The organism is Enterococcus sp. AMC1252 (genome assembly GCF_058216515.1).
The window spans coordinates 2,097,866-2,112,709 of the sequence record NZ_CM177097.1 but is presented as its reverse complement, the minus strand read 5'-3'; the positions used below and the strand labels follow the sequence as shown (position 1 = coordinate 2,112,709).

At 34.9% G+C, this 14,844-nt stretch carries 15 protein-coding genes; 11 read left to right on the top strand and 4 right to left on the bottom strand.

Annotated elements, in window-relative coordinates; all coding sequences use genetic code 11:
- Nucleotides 1-44 precede the first annotated feature (44 nt).
- Nucleotides 45-2,138, bottom strand: coding sequence for an LTA synthase family protein (locus AC4BB5_RS09970; RefSeq protein ID WP_490459056.1), 2,094 nt, complete (start codon nt 2,136-2,138; stop codon nt 45-47).
- A gap of 320 nt (nt 2,139-2,458) precedes the next feature.
- Here AC4BB5_RS09970 and AC4BB5_RS09965 point away from each other — a divergent pair, with 320 nt between their 5' ends.
- On the top strand, nt 2,459-3,631 hold the full coding sequence (locus AC4BB5_RS09965; RefSeq protein WP_490456004.1) for a class I SAM-dependent rRNA methyltransferase: 1,173 nt from the start codon (nt 2,459-2,461) through the stop codon (nt 3,629-3,631).
- Between the two features lie 125 nt (nt 3,632-3,756).
- On the opposite strand, the gene AC4BB5_RS09960 is transcribed toward AC4BB5_RS09965, so the two are convergent.
- Nucleotides 3,757-4,653 carry a LysR family transcriptional regulator gene (locus AC4BB5_RS09960; RefSeq protein WP_490456003.1) on the bottom strand — a complete coding sequence of 299 codons (897 nt, stop codon included), beginning with the start codon at nt 4,651-4,653 and terminating at the stop codon, nt 3,757-3,759.
- A gap of 417 nt (nt 4,654-5,070) precedes the next feature.
- Between AC4BB5_RS09960 and AC4BB5_RS09955 the strand changes: the two genes are divergently transcribed.
- The 5 genes from AC4BB5_RS09955 (at nt 5,071) to ybaK (ending at nt 10,615) form a co-directional block, all read left to right on the top strand.
- The gene (locus tag AC4BB5_RS09955) at nt 5,071-7,128 is read left to right on the top strand and encodes an oxidoreductase (RefSeq protein ID WP_490456002.1); all 2,058 of its coding nucleotides are present in this window, start codon (nt 5,071-5,073) and stop codon (nt 7,126-7,128) included.
- Nucleotides 7,129-7,143: 15 nt separating this feature from the next.
- Nucleotides 7,144-8,022, top strand: a complete 879-nt coding sequence (locus tag AC4BB5_RS09950; protein ID WP_490456001.1) for a shikimate dehydrogenase — start codon at nt 7,144-7,146, stop codon at nt 8,020-8,022.
- Between the two features lie 29 nt (nt 8,023-8,051).
- Nucleotides 8,052-9,254, top strand: coding sequence for an MFS transporter (locus tag AC4BB5_RS09945; RefSeq protein WP_490456000.1), 1,203 nt, complete (start codon nt 8,052-8,054; stop codon nt 9,252-9,254).
- 13 nt (nt 9,255-9,267) lie between these two features.
- On the top strand, nt 9,268-10,023 hold the full coding sequence (gene aroD, locus AC4BB5_RS09940; RefSeq protein ID WP_490455999.1) for a type I 3-dehydroquinate dehydratase: 756 nt from the start codon (nt 9,268-9,270) through the stop codon (nt 10,021-10,023).
- 103 nt (nt 10,024-10,126) lie between these two features.
- Nucleotides 10,127-10,615 (top strand): Cys-tRNA(Pro) deacylase, encoded by a 489-nt coding sequence (gene ybaK / locus AC4BB5_RS09935; RefSeq protein WP_490455998.1) that lies wholly within the window; start codon nt 10,127-10,129, stop codon nt 10,613-10,615.
- 2 nt (nt 10,616-10,617) lie between these two features.
- Here the strand turns inward: ybaK and AC4BB5_RS09930 are convergent, their stop codons facing one another.
- Nucleotides 10,618-11,034 carry a ribonuclease HI family protein gene (locus AC4BB5_RS09930; protein WP_490455997.1) on the bottom strand — a complete coding sequence of 139 codons (417 nt, stop codon included), beginning with the start codon at nt 11,032-11,034 and terminating at the stop codon, nt 10,618-10,620.
- A gap of 83 nt (nt 11,035-11,117) precedes the next feature.
- Between AC4BB5_RS09930 and AC4BB5_RS09925 the strand changes: the two genes are divergently transcribed.
- Nucleotides 11,118-11,561 (top strand): EbsA family protein, encoded by a 444-nt coding sequence (locus AC4BB5_RS09925; RefSeq protein ID WP_490455996.1) that lies wholly within the window; start codon nt 11,118-11,120, stop codon nt 11,559-11,561.
- Nucleotides 11,562-11,648: 87 nt separating this feature from the next.
- Here the strand turns inward: AC4BB5_RS09925 and AC4BB5_RS09920 are convergent, their stop codons facing one another.
- Nucleotides 11,649-11,849, bottom strand: coding sequence for a cold-shock protein (locus tag AC4BB5_RS09920; protein ID WP_490455995.1), 201 nt, complete (start codon nt 11,847-11,849; stop codon nt 11,649-11,651).
- Between the two features lie 469 nt (nt 11,850-12,318).
- On the opposite strand from AC4BB5_RS09920, the gene AC4BB5_RS09915 reads away from it, so the two are divergent.
- From AC4BB5_RS09915 to AC4BB5_RS09900, 4 genes are read left to right on the top strand one after another with little or no spacing between them, the layout of a single operon-like run.
- The gene (locus tag AC4BB5_RS09915; protein WP_490455994.1) at nt 12,319-12,702 is read left to right on the top strand and encodes a hypothetical protein; all 384 of its coding nucleotides are present in this window, start codon (nt 12,319-12,321) and stop codon (nt 12,700-12,702) included.
- A complete protein-coding gene (locus tag AC4BB5_RS09910; RefSeq protein ID WP_490455993.1) occupies nt 12,702-13,403 on the top strand; it encodes a CBS domain-containing protein in 702 nt (233 codons plus the stop codon). Before AC4BB5_RS09915 ends, AC4BB5_RS09910 begins: the two co-directional genes overlap by 1 nt.
- Before the next feature lie 6 nt (nt 13,404-13,409).
- Complete coding sequence (lspA, locus tag AC4BB5_RS09905) at nt 13,410-13,886, top strand: signal peptidase II (protein WP_490455992.1); 477 nt, start codon at nt 13,410-13,412, stop codon at nt 13,884-13,886.
- The gene (locus AC4BB5_RS09900; protein ID WP_490455991.1) at nt 13,873-14,778 is read left to right on the top strand and encodes an RluA family pseudouridine synthase; all 906 of its coding nucleotides are present in this window, start codon (nt 13,873-13,875) and stop codon (nt 14,776-14,778) included. Before lspA ends, AC4BB5_RS09900 begins: the two co-directional genes overlap by 14 nt.
- Nucleotides 14,779-14,844 lie beyond the last annotated feature (66 nt).

The window sequence follows — 14,844 nt, the reverse complement described above, 5'->3', positions numbered from 1 at the left end:
AAAAAGCTTGAGTAATTTACTCAAGCTTTCATGATTATTCTGTGTTACTTTCCAGATTTTAGATAATCTTGGTATGACTCAGTGCGGTACTTGTCAACGGTTGAGGTATTATTATTTTTACTGTAGACACTTGTTGATTTTTTACCTTTGTCATCTTCGATTTTCTCTAATTGTTTTAATTGATCTTTGTAGTTGTAATCATCTGGATTTACTGGAGTTAATCCACTATTTGTATAGAAGCGTAATAGGTCACCATTGGTTGTTTGATCCGACATTTGAAGCTGTAAGTTTGCTTTATTTTTCAGATCTTTTGCTTCTTGTTTTTCTTGTTCAGTTGGTTCTTCTAGCAAACGACCAGTCGCCGTTTCATAGATACTAGAACCAAGCATAGTATATTTCGGTGACACATAGTTTCCGTTTCTAAAAGCAACCAGTTGAGAATTTTCTTTAGAGAACAAGTCTTGTCCCATTTGAATATAGTTTTTTGTATCAATTCCCATTAAATGTAATAAGGTAGGTAAAGCATCAATTTGACCACCATAAGTATGATTGATACCGCCATTTGTTTGACCTGGGATATGAATCATGTAAGGAACGCGTTGCATTGTAGAGTTATCAAAGTCGTTCCAAGTTGATTTTGTTTTTCCAAGTAATTCTGCTAAGTTATCATTTCTAGATGTAGAAATCCCATAATGATCACCATAAAGGACGATTACTGAGTTATCATACAAACCAGAAGCTTTTAAATAATTGAAGAATTCTTCGACTGATTTATCAAGATAGTTTGCTGTTGCGAAATAGCCATTGATTGTCTCATCAGAAGTGTCAGCGATGGGGAATCCAGCTTCATTATTCGTGAATTGAGAATATGGATAGTGATTTGAAACAGCAATAAATTTAGAATAAAACGGTTGTTGTAGACGTTCCAAATATTGTGTAGACTGTTGGAAAAATGGTTTGTCGTGCAATCCATACTGGAATGAATTATCTTCATTGACATCATAGTAATTAGCATCAAAGAAGTAATTATACCCTAAATGTTTATAAGTTTCGTTACGGTTCCAGAAGTTACCAGCATTTCCATGGAAAACGGCACTTGTGTAGCCTGCTTCTTGACCTAAAATAGCAGGAGCGGCTTCAAAAGTATTTTTACCACCAACTTGGGTGAACAGAGAACCTTGATCTAGACCAAATAATGAATTTTCAAACATTGTTTCCGCATCACTTGTTTTACCTTGTCCCACTTGATGGAAGAAGTTATCAAAACTATAAGTACTGTTACTGTGATACAAGCTATTAATAAAAGGTGTTACTACATGTTCAGCGCCTTTTTCGTCTTTTAGTTTATAATCGATTAAAAATTGTTGGAAGCTTTCTAAGTGAATATAAATGACGTTTTTCCCTTTAGCCATTCCAAATGTATCTGGATTTGGGGCAGCATAGTGTCCCTTGACATAATCAGAAACAGCGTCCATATCATTCTCACTGGCTTCAGCTCGAACTTGGTTGGTTTGATAAGTCGTAACGCCATCATAAACAGTAAATGCATTTAAACCTAAGAACTTTACTATATAATCACGAGAAAACTGGCGGCCTAATAATTGAGGACGAGCAGTCTCAGCTAGTGTTAAGTTTGCTACAAAAAACAAAGCAGACAACATGCTGATTGACACAGCAACACGAGCTCTGACTGGACGTTCATCCATCTTGATTTTTTTAGTCAGCAATAAAATACCTACAATAATAAAATCAAGCCAATAAATCACATCATAAGGTCTGAATAGGCGTAAGGCACTTTCACCAAGTCCACTAGCAACTTTACCAGCACCAAGCATAGTATTGACAGTAATAAAATCAGTAAACTCTCTGTAGTAAACAACATTCGAGAATAATAGTAGAGACATTAAGAAATAAATGAGCATCATGGTAATGTATGAAGCTTTCTTTCTTCTTACATAGAGTGCAACTGCCAATAAGAAAAACGTAGAGGCAATCGGATTAATGAAAAGAATGAAATACTCAAAAGCATTTTCAATTCTTAAATGAAAATCGACGGTGTAAGCAAAAATATTTTTTAGCCAAATCAACACCGCAACTACCCCGAAAAGTCCTAGCCGAGTGTCTAAAAACTTAGGCATATGCAGTTTTTTTATAATATTCAAAGTAAACGTATCCTTTCTAAAATCAGATCTAAGAGAAAGCGAATGAAAAAATTTCAAGCGCTTTTCATATACTCTTTTAATTCTACTCTCTCTGCAATTCTATGTCAATTTAAATCAAGTAGGAGCGAGTAAAAGTTAACAAAATTTTACTTTTCTTAATATAATAGAACGTATATCTATCTATTAAAGCTAACGACAGATGACTCATTATTTGATATACTAGCGAATGATGAGAAGTCAAGCAGCTGAGCAGTTGCTTTTAAAAAATTAAATTTGGATAAGGGATGTAACCGCAAATGAATATAATAGTAACAAAAAAATCTGAAAAAAAATTTAAAGGAGGATATCCTCTTGTTCAAAGGGAGGACTTATTCAACCTACCTAAAGTATTTTCAGATAGTTGGGTTAGGTTTGTTGATAATAAAGACCAATTTATTGCGACGGGGTATCTAGGTGAACAAAATAAGGGAATCGGGTGGCTAGTAAATTGGCAGGGACAAGTAGATTCACTTTTTTTAGAAAATTTATTTATAACAGCCAAATCTAATCGAAATAAATATGAACAAGATGAGTCAACATCTGCTTACCGCTTATTTAATGGAGAAGGGGACGGATTGGGAGGCTTGATTATTGATCGTTATGACGATTTTGCTGTTTTTTCTTGGTATAATGAAACCTTGTATCAAAAAAAAGCTGAAATTGTCCAAGCTTTTAGAAAAAGTATTCCGGAAATCAAAGGTGCTTATGAAAAAATTCGATTTTCTACGAATTCACTACCAGAGTCTCAAAAATTATTTGGTTTGGATGCACCTGAGCCACTTTTAGTTTGTGAAAATGGTGTAAGGTATGCGACGTATTTAAATGATGGGTTAATGACTGGGATTTTTCTAGATCAAAAAGAAGTACGAGGACGTTTAGTTGAAGGAATTGCTGCTGGAAAAACTGTATTGAACATGTTTAGCTATACTGGTGCGTTTTCAGTAGCAAGTGCGATGGGAGGCTCAAGCACAACAACAAGTGTGGATTTAGCAAAACGTAGTTTACCAAAAACAAAAGAGCAATTTGAAGTAAATCATTTAGCAGTGGAAAATCAAAAAATCATAGTAATGGATGTTTTTGATTATTTTAAGTATGCTAGCCGTAAAGAACTAAGCTATGATGTGATCATTCTTGATCCGCCAAGTTTTGCCAGAAATAAGAAAAAAGTTTTTTCCGTTGCAAAAAATTACGGAGACTTGGTCAAGGACTCTGTTGACATCTTAAAAAAAGAAGGCTTGTTGATTGCTTCAACAAATGCCGCAAATATTTCTTTAGAAAAATATAAAAAAATGATTGTTCAAGCGTTGGAAGAAAAACAAGTGGGCTATCAATTTAAAGAAACATATCAATTACCGGATGATTTTAAAACAAATCAATATTTTGAAGAAGGTAACTATTTAAAAGTGTTTTTCATTGAGATAAACAAATAATAAAAAGAGGTTGGGACCGAAGTGTTTAACTCCGAGAAATAAGAAGGAGTTGCTTCTACGCCCACCGTTTATTCGGATTCCTTGAGGCAGGGACATAACTCTATGAGCTATGTCCCTGCCTCTTTTTACTGATAAAACATATTTTGTGCAAGGGGAATAACAAATTCTTTAAAACGGAGTGCAGCGGGTGAAAGAAAATGGTCTTTTTTAGTTGCTATATAAATATAACGCGGGAAGAAATTGTTTATAAGAGGAATAGATTTTACGTTATAAGCTGAAATCGAAGGGATTTTTGGCATTAAAGCAATTCCATAATCATGGGCAACAAAACCGAGCATGGTATGATCTTCTTCTACTTCACAGGCAATGGTAGGTGTGACAGAAGCAGCAGTCAACATTTTATCAAGATAGGGACGCAAACCGCTTCTTTTATTAAAGTAAACAAATGGATAATCACTTGTTTCTTTCAATGAAATACTGTCATAAGTGGCTAATGGATGGTCAAAAGGGACAACCAAAACGATTTCTTGCTCTGTTAAAATTTCGTAGTTGAGTTGTTCATCTTCTTTTAACTTTGAGGTAATAGCAATATCCACTTCTTCTTTTAAGAGCAAATCAGTCATATCTGAAGAATTTCCTTGAAATAAATTGAACCTAATCTCCTCGTTCCCAGGATAGGCAGAAAATTCTTTCATCAACATAGGTGCTAATAGAGAACCAGCAGTGTAAATAAACCCAAAATCTATAAGTCCTTTTTCTGGACTCACTAATTCTTTCAATGCTCGTTCCCCTTTAGCTAACTCTTCTAAAGCAGTTGAAACATACGTATGGAAAAATTTCCCATATTTTGTCAGTTGAATATTTCTCCCTTTTTTTTCAAATAGCTGAGCCTCTAACTCTTTTTCCAATTCAGACATAGAATGGCTTAAATTCGGTTGTGTTGTATTTAATAATTTTGCCGCATGCGTCATGTGTTGAGTATCTGCCAACATTCTAAAAAATTCTAATTGTCTTAAATTCATATATAAAACTCCTTGTCATTCATTCATAAGCACAGTTTATCAATAAACATGAGAAGATGCATTAAAAAGTGTAAAATCATTTCCTATCTAACCTATTAATTTTATTTATCGAAAACATAAAAAACATTCATTGGAGTTTATCGATATCTTGAATTAAAATAAGTTCATAACATTTGTGAATAAAGTAACAATTATAAAACAAGCAATACGATCTGCTCTAAGGGTGAGAATGAGAGAAAAATGCGATTCAATCTTTACTTTAAGAGCTAAACGAGCCTGCAACGTTTTAATTGTTATCCAGCTGTACAAATCAATCTTTAAGGAAATAGATAAACGATCAATAAAATAGAATGTTTCTGTACTAATTTTTCTAAAGAACTAACAGATTTGTTCCGCTTTTAAAATGAGGAGGCAATCATGAATAATTATCAAGCAATCTTTGAACCATTAACTGTGAAACGTATGACTTTAAAAAATCGTGTTGTCATGCCACCTATGGGAACCAACTTCGCTAATATGGATGGTACATTCAGTATGCAGCATGTTTCGTATTATGAACAACGAGCCAAGGGAGGGACAGGTCTAATCACGTTAGAAAATGTGTGTATCGACTATCCTATGGGAACCAATGGCGCCCGTCAATTAAGAATGGACAATGATCAATATATTTCAGGGTTGTGGCATTTTAACGAAAAAATGCATGCATATGGGGCTTGTACCTCGGTTCAAATCAATCATGCGGGTGCCTCAGCTTATGGTTTACGTCTAGAAGGAGAACAACCGGTTTCATCCTCAAACATTCCTTCAAAAAGAGGCAACCCTATACCACGTCCATTAACGGAAGAGGAAATTTACGAAATCGTTGATCGTTATGCGGATGGGGCTTTAAGAGCACAACGGGCTGGATTTGATTGTGTAGAAATTCACGCAGGTCATTCTTATCTTCTAAGCCAATTTTTATCCCCTTTATACAATAAACGGACGGATCAATTTGGTGGAAATGCGGAAAATCGTGCGCGTTTGACTAAATTAGTAGTTGAAGCCGTTAGAAAAGCGGTAGGGCCATTTTTTCCAATTTCTCTTAGGTTTAGTGCGGATGAATTGTTAGAAGGAGGTAATACTTTAGAAGACACGATTGAGATATTGAGCTATTTTGCGGATGAAGTCGATATTTTAAATGTGTCAGCGGCGTTAAATGACAGTTTACACTATCAAATCGATAAAATGAATTTGGCAGATGGCTGGCGAGCATATATGTCTAAAGCCGTTAAAGAACGTTATCCAGATAAAATTACAGTTACATCAGGAAATATCCGTAGTCCAAAACGAGCTACTGAGATTCTAGAAGCAGGAGATGCTGATTTATTGGCAATGGGTCGTGGTTTGATTGCTGAACCCAACTGGGTCAATAAAGTGGCGAATGGACAAGAAGACTTACTAAGAAAATGCATTTCTTGTAATATTGGCTGTGCGGATCACCGAATTGCTAAAGCTCGACCAATGCGTTGTACAGTTAATCCTGATCTACATTATGAAGATGAGTACAAGATGAAACCTATTTTACATCCAACGAAAATGGTTGTAATCGGGGGAGGAACAACGGGTCTTGAAGCAGCAGCAACAGCAGCAGAAGTTGGTGTTAGTGTTGAGCTTTTTGAGCAAAAAGGTTATTTAGGTGGATTGGGGCATGAGATTGCTAGATTCCCAGATAAAAAAAGAATCGATGATTTTATTACCTATGAAATCAATCGTTGTAAAGAATTAGACAATTTAGCGATTCATCTAAACCACACAGCTTCATTAGCGGATATTGAAGCAATTGGTCCAGATATCATTGTGAATGCAACTGGAGCAAAACCATTATTACCGCCAATCAATGGATTGAAAAAACAATTAGACAATCCAAACAGAAAAATCTTCTCTATTTTTGATATTTTAGAGGATATGTCAAAATTCCAAGAATTTGAAGGTAAAGAAATCGTTGTGATAGGCGGTGGTGCTGTTGGGCTGGACGTTGTGGAGTATTACGCTGAACGTGGGGCTAAAAAAGTAAGTATCGTGGAAATGCAAAGTGAAATTGGAAAAGATTTGGACTTGATTACGAAACTCTCAATGATGGAAATTGTCGAAAAATTTGGGGTAGAAGTTCATGTAGAAACTAAATTAACAGAAGTTAGAGAAAATAGTTTCTTAGTTGAAAAGGATGGAGAAATAATCAAGTTATCGTTTGATTTAGGTTTTGTATGTCTTGGAATGCGTGCAGAGGCACCAATGATTCGTGAATTAGATCATTATGCTAGGAGCAATGGTACCGTTCTTTTAAACATGGGAGATAGTAAAGTAGCTAGACGAATCATGGAAGGTACAAGAGAAGCTCGTGACATTTTAAAAACAATTGAAGTGTTAGAAAATACTCGAACACAAAAAATGCTATTTGAACAAACAAAAAGTTTTCAAGCAACGCAGATTAAATAAAGTGAGGGAATTAACATGACAGAAAGAATTGACGGACACACACTATTGATCAGTTTGATTGCAACACCGATTCGCCACAGTCTATCGCCAACCATGCATAATGAGGCATTTGCTAGATTAGGTTTAGATTATGCCTACATGGCGTTCGAAGTAGGAAATGAAGAGTTGGAAGAGGCAGTTCAAGGAATTCGGGCGTTAGGAATTCGAGGTTCTAATGTATCTATGCCAAATAAACAAGCAATCATTCCTTATTTAGATGAACTTTCGCCGGCTGCCAAATTAGTTGGTGCTGTTAATACAGTAACAAATAAAGATGGAAAAGGGTATTTAGTTGGACATGTAACGGATGGTACTGGTGCAATGCGCGCACTGCAAGAAGAAGGCGTAGAAATCAAGAATCAGATTGTGACGATGACAGGTGCAGGAGGTGCAGGAACGGCTATTGCAATTCAAGCTGCATTGGATGGTGCCAAAGAATTACGGATTTTTAACATTAGCGATCAGCACTATAAAAATGCTGAAAAAACTGTAAAAAAAATTAACAAGAATACTGAATGTATTGCAACATTAACTGATTTATCCGATCAGGTAGCTTTTAAACAATCAATTAGTGAAAGTAGTATCTATATAGATGCAACAGGTGTAGGTATGAAACCTCTACAAGAGGAAAGTCTAATCAATGATCCAAAAGTTATCCGTCCAGATTTAGTTGTTTTCGATGTTGTTTATATTCCAAAAGAAACAAAACTACTAAAATTTGCCCGTGAACATGGAGCAAAAAAAACAATCAATGGTCTTGGCATGATGTTGTATCAAGGAGCAGAAGCATTTAAACACTTTACTGGTGAAGATATGCCTGTCGACTACATCAAAGAGCTACTATTCAAAGATTAAAAAGACATTAACTTACAGGAGAGAAACAAATGAAAAACAAGTATGTACCAACAGCGTTAGGGCTGTATATCAATTATATTGTTCATGGGATGGGCGTTCTGATCATTATGCAAAATAAAGACGCGTTAGCAACACAGTGGCATACGAATATAGAGGGAGTGTCAGGAGTTGTTGCAATGCTTGGAATTGGAAGATTAGTTGCGATTTTAATTTCAGGTTGGCTATCTGATAAATTTGGTCGTAAACCATTTGTTTATCTTGGAATGGTGATTTATGCTCTATTTTTTGTAGGAATTCTTTTTAGTCCAAGTGTTCCAGTCGCAATGGCTTTTGGAGTAATTGCGGGAATTGCTAATTCCTGCCTCGATTCAGGGACCTATCCAGCTTTGATGGAATCATTTCCTAAAACAGCTGGAACAGCTAGTGTACTGATTAAAGCAGCTGTACAGATCGGTCAATTCGCTTTACCATTTTTGATTGCATTTTTAGGCAGCAGTGGTTTATGGTTTGGTTGGTCGTTTATCGTATGTTTAGTTTTGTTATGTATCAATGCGATTTTTTTGTTAAAATTACCATTTCCAGATGCAGACAATAAAGCAGCAGAAAAAGAGGGAGCTGAAGTTGACACAGCGCCTGTTACGAAATTTAAAAGTAAACCTAAAATGCACATTGAAGGTGTTGCTTTTGTTATCTACGGATTTATTTCTCAAGCAACATTTTATTTGATTAGTCAATACATTGCTGTCTATGGACAAGAAGTTGCTTCTATGTCAGAAAATGCTGCTAAATTACTTGTTTCATATTATTCTACAGGTTCATTGGTTTGTGTGGGTGTAACGGCTGTTGTTGCTGCTAAAGTTCGTCCAGTCAATTTAGTATTACCATATACCTTGGCTTCATTCTTAGCAATCACTGCGATGTGGTTATTCCCAACACCGGCAGTGTTAACAATCGGGGCAGTCTTGGTAGGATTTTTTGCAGCTGGTGGGGTTATGCAGTTAGGTTTAACTGTGATGGGAGAAATGTTCCCAGCTGGTAAAGGGACTATTACAGGTATTTTTTATACGTTCGGAAGTATTGCTTCCTTTGCTATTCCAGTTGTTTCTGGTAAAATCGCTAATAGTAATCCCCATGGTATTATGTTATTAGATACTGTTATTGCAGGCATTGGTTTTGTTTTAGCAGTTATTATTTTTATTCGCTATCGTCAAACAGTCGATACATCCAAATAAGGAGGATGCAAAAATGAATACAGTCACAGTTAAAGATGTGACTCTCGGAAGCGGGAGTCCTAAAATCATCGTCCCTCTAGTAGGTAAAAATGAAGGAGAATTATTAGAAGAAGCCACCCATTTATTGACAATTGATTGTGATCTAGTTGAGTGGCGTGTGGATTTCTTTGATCAAGTTGCCGATTTTCAAGCAGTAGCCGAAATGTCAAAAAAAATTTCAACGATCCTATCAGATAAACCAGTACTTTTCACATTCCGTACCAAACAGGAAGGTGGAGAAATTCCATTTTCAGATGAACAATATTTCGGTTTATACGAAACGGTCATCGAAAAGGGTACAATTGATTTATTAGATGTTGAATTGTTCATGGATGAAGAACTTGTTCACCAAACAATTCAAGCAGCTCATGAAAAAAAAATCAAGATTGTTATGTGCAACCATGATTTTAATAAAACACCTAATAAAGAAGAAATTGTTTCTAGATTATGCCGTATGCAGGAGAAAAATGCTGATATCTGTAAGATTGCTGTTATGCCGCAAGATACAGAAGATGTATTGACACTTTTAGAAGCCACTAATGTTATGCAAAAAATGCATGCAGATCGACCAATTGTTACAATGTCGATGGGACAATTAGGGATGGTCAGCCGGATGTGTGGGGAAGTTTTTGGCTCAGCGATGACTTTTGGCGCAGCAAAAAAAGCCTCAGCACCTGGTCAAGTACCCGTAAGCGAGCTACGTGAGATTCTTCAAACATTGGCATTTTAAAAAAATAGACTAGATTAGAAATGAGTAGGACTTGTTTTTAGCTAGTCTATTTTTCTTGCATCCTTTAATTTCTTTGATACACTTAAAAATGAGGTGAATTAAATTGGCTAAGAAAAAGAAAATACAAAAAACAAATGCAATGAGAATTGTTGAACAACATAAAATTTCTTATAAAGAATATGAATTTGAATGGAGCGAAGATCATATAAGTGCGGATAGTGTTGCTCAAAAAATAGGAATCGAAGAGGGGAAAATCTTTAAAACTTTAGTGACAATAGGAAACAAAACAGGTCCAGTTGTTGCAGTTATTCCAGGTGATAAAGAGTTAGATTTAAAAAAATTAGCCAGTGTAAGTGGCAATAAAAAGGTTGATATGCTTCACTTAAAAGACTTGGAAGAAACAACAGGTTACATTAGGGGTGGTTGTTCACCAATCGGAATGAAAAAGCTATTTCCAACCTATATTGCAGAAGAAGCGAACAGCTTTGATAGTATTATTATCTCAGCAGGCAAAAGAGGAATGCAGATTGAGTTATCTCCAGTCTCGATTCTTAACGTAACAAATGGCAAAATAGTAGATCTAACAATGTAGAATCAAGTACTTTTGTTTGGTCGTTGATGATACTTTTGTAACGCTTGTCTAGCTAAAGTATCTGCACCTTTATTTTGACTTTCGGGTAGCCACTTTACCATTAATAAAGAAAAACTATTTTCTAATTGTTGAAAGGCATGTAGATACGGTTGAAATAGTACATTTTTAGCATGATTTTTTTCGATTGTTTGCACAACGATTTTACTATCAGAATGGATCAAGACGGTCTGATTACTCAACTGTTTTTCGATGACTATTTGCAAAGCTTTAATAAAAACTTTAAATTCTGCTTCGTGATTGGAACATTCACCGAGGGATACGTGTATTTGCTCATGGAGTGAATCCCCCACGATAACGATACCACCACCGCTTGGTCCAGGATTTCCTTTTGTTGCAGCATCGACATATATTCGTAACATAAAAATCTCCTTATTTTCTTTTCGTTCAAAGTTGAAGTATGTTACTATTATAACATACTGAATTTTTATTAAGGGGTCGCTACATGAAGAAAAAAGTCTATCATTGGCAACCAGAATTATCAACAGCGATAATTTATTGGTCTTGTACATTTGGCATTTTATTTTTTAGTTTGATTTTAACATTGGAACACACTCGTCCTTATTTGATTAGTAATATTGTTTTAGGCATTTTCTTTTTCTTCGCATTATTAGGGTGTAATCGTTATTTTATGATTGACGATGAGTTTTTGATCGTGCACGCATTATTACCAGTGAGACGTAAAAAAATAACATTACCAGCAATCGAAATGATTCGGGTTGGACCTAAATGTATTGAAATAAAATCGTCCGAATTTAAAGAAGGTACACAAATGTTTATCATGACCAAAAAAAATAAAAAAGCATTTTTAGAGTCAATCAAGGAAAAATCATTGTTTACCGCAACTGTTATTGATGATCCTGAATTGACCATTAGTAAGCATTATTAAAAGAGAAGAGCTAAACAAGACGTACACGTTTGTTTAGCTCTTCTCTTTAGTTATACAAAAACGATAAGAAAACAGTCGCTTCTTTGTTTATATTTTTTTAACATGTGCAGCTTGTAAACCGCGTGTACCTTCCATTATTTCAAATTCGACAGCTTGATTTTCTTCTAACGATTTAAAGCCATCTTCTTCAATTGCTGTGAAATGAACAAAAATTTCTTCGTCCTCATTGTAACCAATAAAGCCGTAACCTTTTCTATTATCGAACCACTTGACGAACCCTTTTTCCATTCAAATCACGCTCCTTTATTTTCTAAAGTCTAGCATCATTATAAAGTGAAAAAAGCACCCCGTCAATCTTTTGAAAAAAAATTCATTTCAAGTTAGAAAAGCCTCGAAATAAAGACTATAATTAGTAATATCTTAATGAAAATGAGTGAATGTTAAATAAAGTTCGGGAAAAAATCAATAAAACTTATTTCAATATTTATCAAGATATTGGCTTATTCATGGAACTGATGGTCCGCAAATGCGCTTGTTTTGAAGAATAATGTTTATACATTTCAAACAACTCATGGAAAATGAATTGTTATTTATTGAGATATGGAAGAAGGAATTGAGATTTAACCCACGTATTAAATTCGTTAAACAAAATGATTTAAAAGTTGCTAACTATTTAATTTGCTTAAAACCAACTTCTTTCTTCCAGTCTGCAGCTTTTTGTTATATACTTTAAACTAAAGCTCTAGGAGGGATCACCATGAGGATTCGTTGTACTAGAAATACCGGATTTTATGGAATGGGGAGTCCAATCGAGATTAGACAAGAGAATGAAAAATGGTTTTATTTAAACCAAAATCAAACAAAACAAGTTGAAATAGACGCATCAGAATGTACGATTCAAGCCAGATTTTTCTTTTTAAAAAGCGAACCAATTAAAGTGATCGATCAGGGACAAGTGATTGATTTAGAAATCACGATGAATCCAACGCTTGTTTTAGTTTATGTTACACTATTTGTTGGAATGTTTTTAATTCCTGTGTTGCATTTGAATGTAATAGGAATTTTTCTACTATTAGTTATCTATTTTATTTTTGTATTCTCTATGTTAAGTAAAGCATATCTGATCAAGGAGAAAAAGTGATGGGCAAAAGAGCTGAAGAATTTTTAAGTAGTTTTAACCGTATTGAAAAGTGGTTTCGTGAACAATTAAATAACCCTACCAATATGGGATTCAGTGAAATGGTTCGTAGGTTATCTAGAAAAAAGGATAGTCAAATCCCGCTATTTCAAGATGATTTACTACAAATGGCTCAATTGAGAAATGCCATTGTACATGAGCAGATTTCAACTGATTTTGTAATTGCTGAACCTAATGAATGGGCAGTCAATCGCATGTTGGAAATTGAAAAATCATTGATCAGTCCTGAAAAAGTTCTACCACGTTTTGGTAAGAAGGTAACTGGATTTGATATAAATATTTCTATCAAAGAAATTTTATCAATTGTTGCTCGCAAACAATATTCACAGTTTCCCATTTATGCTAACGGTATATTTAAAGGGTTGATTACTGTACGTGGATTAGGTATTTGGCTAGCTATCGAAAGTTCTAAGGGGGAGATCCAATTAGAGGGAAGGATAGCTTCCGAACTTTTGGTGAGTAATTATAAAGGCAGTAATTATCAATTCGTTAGCAAAGAGACAACCGTTTTTCAAGTAGAGGAAATGTTTGTAACTCAGGTTAGATTGGAAGCGATATTGATTACAAAAGACGGGGATCCAAATGGCAGTTTACTTGGTATTATCCGTCCAAGAGACTTATATAATAATTTAGAGAAGGAATGAACGCCCTTGTTAGCAATCTATCTAATTATCAGTGCAGTTTTGATTGGTTTGGATCAGTGGGTTAAATATTTAACTGTGACCAATATCCAATTGGGAGAAACAAAAGAGTTTATCCCAGGATTTTTATCGTTTACTTATCTTCGTAATACTGGGGCTGCTTGGAGCCTTCTAGAAGGAAAAATGTGGTTCTTTTATATTGTTACAGTAATTGTAGTAGCAGTGGTTTTGTATATTTTAGTTAAAAATATAAATGGAAGCAAGTGGTTTACAGTCGGTTTGAGTTTAGTCTTAGCTGGAGCAATCGGAAATTTTATCGATCGCATTCGTCTAGGTTTTGTTGTTGATATGTTCCAGACAGAATTTATTAATTTTCCTATATTCAATGTTGCTGACTCGGCACTCGTTATTGGAGTAGTATGTATTTTTATTTATTTGATTTTAGACGAAAAAGCAGCGAAGGATGGAAAAAATGGACCAAATTAATGTGAAAATAAAACAAGAAAAAGGGCGGATCGATAAAGTTTTAAGTGAACTATTGAAAAATCATTCCCGTTCACAAATTCAACAGTGGTTAAAAGATCAAAATATTACCGTTAATGGTGAGGTTACCCGTTCAAATTATAAGGTTAAAGAAAATGATGAAATCAGCATTAATGTACCTGAGCCAGAAGAACTTGATGTTGTAGCTGAAGATATTCCAATTGAAATCGTGTATGAAGATGATGATGTGTTAGTTGTCAATAAACCTCAAGGGATGGTGGTTCATCCATCAGCTGGCCACCAACAAGGAACATTAGTAAATGCTTTGTTGTATCATATAAAAGATTTATCATCAATCAATGGTATTATTCGACCAGGAATTGTTCATCGTATTGATAAAGATACATCTGGGTTACTAATGGTTGCTAAAAACGACAAAGCACATATTGCTTTAGCAGAACAATTAAAAGACAAAACATCACTTAGAAAGTATGTTGCCTTAGTTCATGGTGAAATTTCACATGACAAAGGTGAAATCAATGCACCGATTGGACGATCAAAAAATGATCGAAAAATGCAAGCCGTGATTGAAGGTGGTAAGCCTGCAGTAACGCATTTTGAAGTTTTAGAACGATTTGAGGGTTATACATTGGTTCAGCTACAGCTAGAAACAGGGCGTACTCATCAAATTCGTGTCCACATGAAATATATTGGATTTCCCGTTGCAGGCGATCCATTGTATGGACCAAGAAAAACATTAAAAGGGAACGGTCAATTTTTACACGCCGAAGTACTGGGATTCAAACATCCTACAACTGGCCAAATGATGGTCTTTGAAGCTCCTTTACCAGAGCTCTTTGAAAAAACTTTAGATCAATTAAGAAATAATGATTGATTTATTTCATAAGAAAAGGTACACTGTTTTAGAAAGAAAATTTAATAAGTAATCCTTTAAGAGTAG

What these genes read in the sequence shown, in the direction of transcription:
- AC4BB5_RS09970 (WP_490459056.1), bottom strand. Translation starts at nt 2,138, where the DNA reads ATGCCTAAGTTTTTAGACACTCGGCTAGGACTTTTCGGGGTAGTTGCG.
- AC4BB5_RS09965 (WP_490456004.1), top strand. Translation starts at nt 2,459, where the DNA reads ATGAATATAATAGTAACAAAAAAATCTGAAAAAAAATTTAAAGGAGGA.
- AC4BB5_RS09960 (WP_490456003.1), bottom strand. Translation starts at nt 4,653, where the DNA reads ATGAATTTAAGACAATTAGAATTTTTTAGAATGTTGGCAGATACTCAA.
- AC4BB5_RS09955 (WP_490456002.1), top strand. Translation starts at nt 5,071, where the DNA reads ATGAATAATTATCAAGCAATCTTTGAACCATTAACTGTGAAACGTATG.
- AC4BB5_RS09950 (WP_490456001.1), top strand. Translation starts at nt 7,144, where the DNA reads ATGACAGAAAGAATTGACGGACACACACTATTGATCAGTTTGATTGCA.
- AC4BB5_RS09945 (WP_490456000.1), top strand. Translation starts at nt 8,052, where the DNA reads ATGAAAAACAAGTATGTACCAACAGCGTTAGGGCTGTATATCAATTAT.
- aroD (WP_490455999.1), top strand. Translation starts at nt 9,268, where the DNA reads ATGAATACAGTCACAGTTAAAGATGTGACTCTCGGAAGCGGGAGTCCT.
- AC4BB5_RS09930 (WP_490455997.1), bottom strand. Translation starts at nt 11,034, where the DNA reads ATGTTACGAATATATGTCGATGCTGCAACAAAAGGAAATCCTGGACCA.
- AC4BB5_RS09925 (WP_490455996.1), top strand. Translation starts at nt 11,118, where the DNA reads ATGAAGAAAAAAGTCTATCATTGGCAACCAGAATTATCAACAGCGATA.
- AC4BB5_RS09920 (WP_490455995.1), bottom strand. Translation starts at nt 11,849, where the DNA reads ATGGAAAAAGGGTTCGTCAAGTGGTTCGATAATAGAAAAGGTTACGGC.
- AC4BB5_RS09915 (WP_490455994.1), top strand. Translation starts at nt 12,319, where the DNA reads ATGAGGATTCGTTGTACTAGAAATACCGGATTTTATGGAATGGGGAGT.
- AC4BB5_RS09910 (WP_490455993.1), top strand. Translation starts at nt 12,702, where the DNA reads ATGGGCAAAAGAGCTGAAGAATTTTTAAGTAGTTTTAACCGTATTGAA.
- AC4BB5_RS09900 (WP_490455991.1), top strand. Translation starts at nt 13,873, where the DNA reads ATGGACCAAATTAATGTGAAAATAAAACAAGAAAAAGGGCGGATCGAT.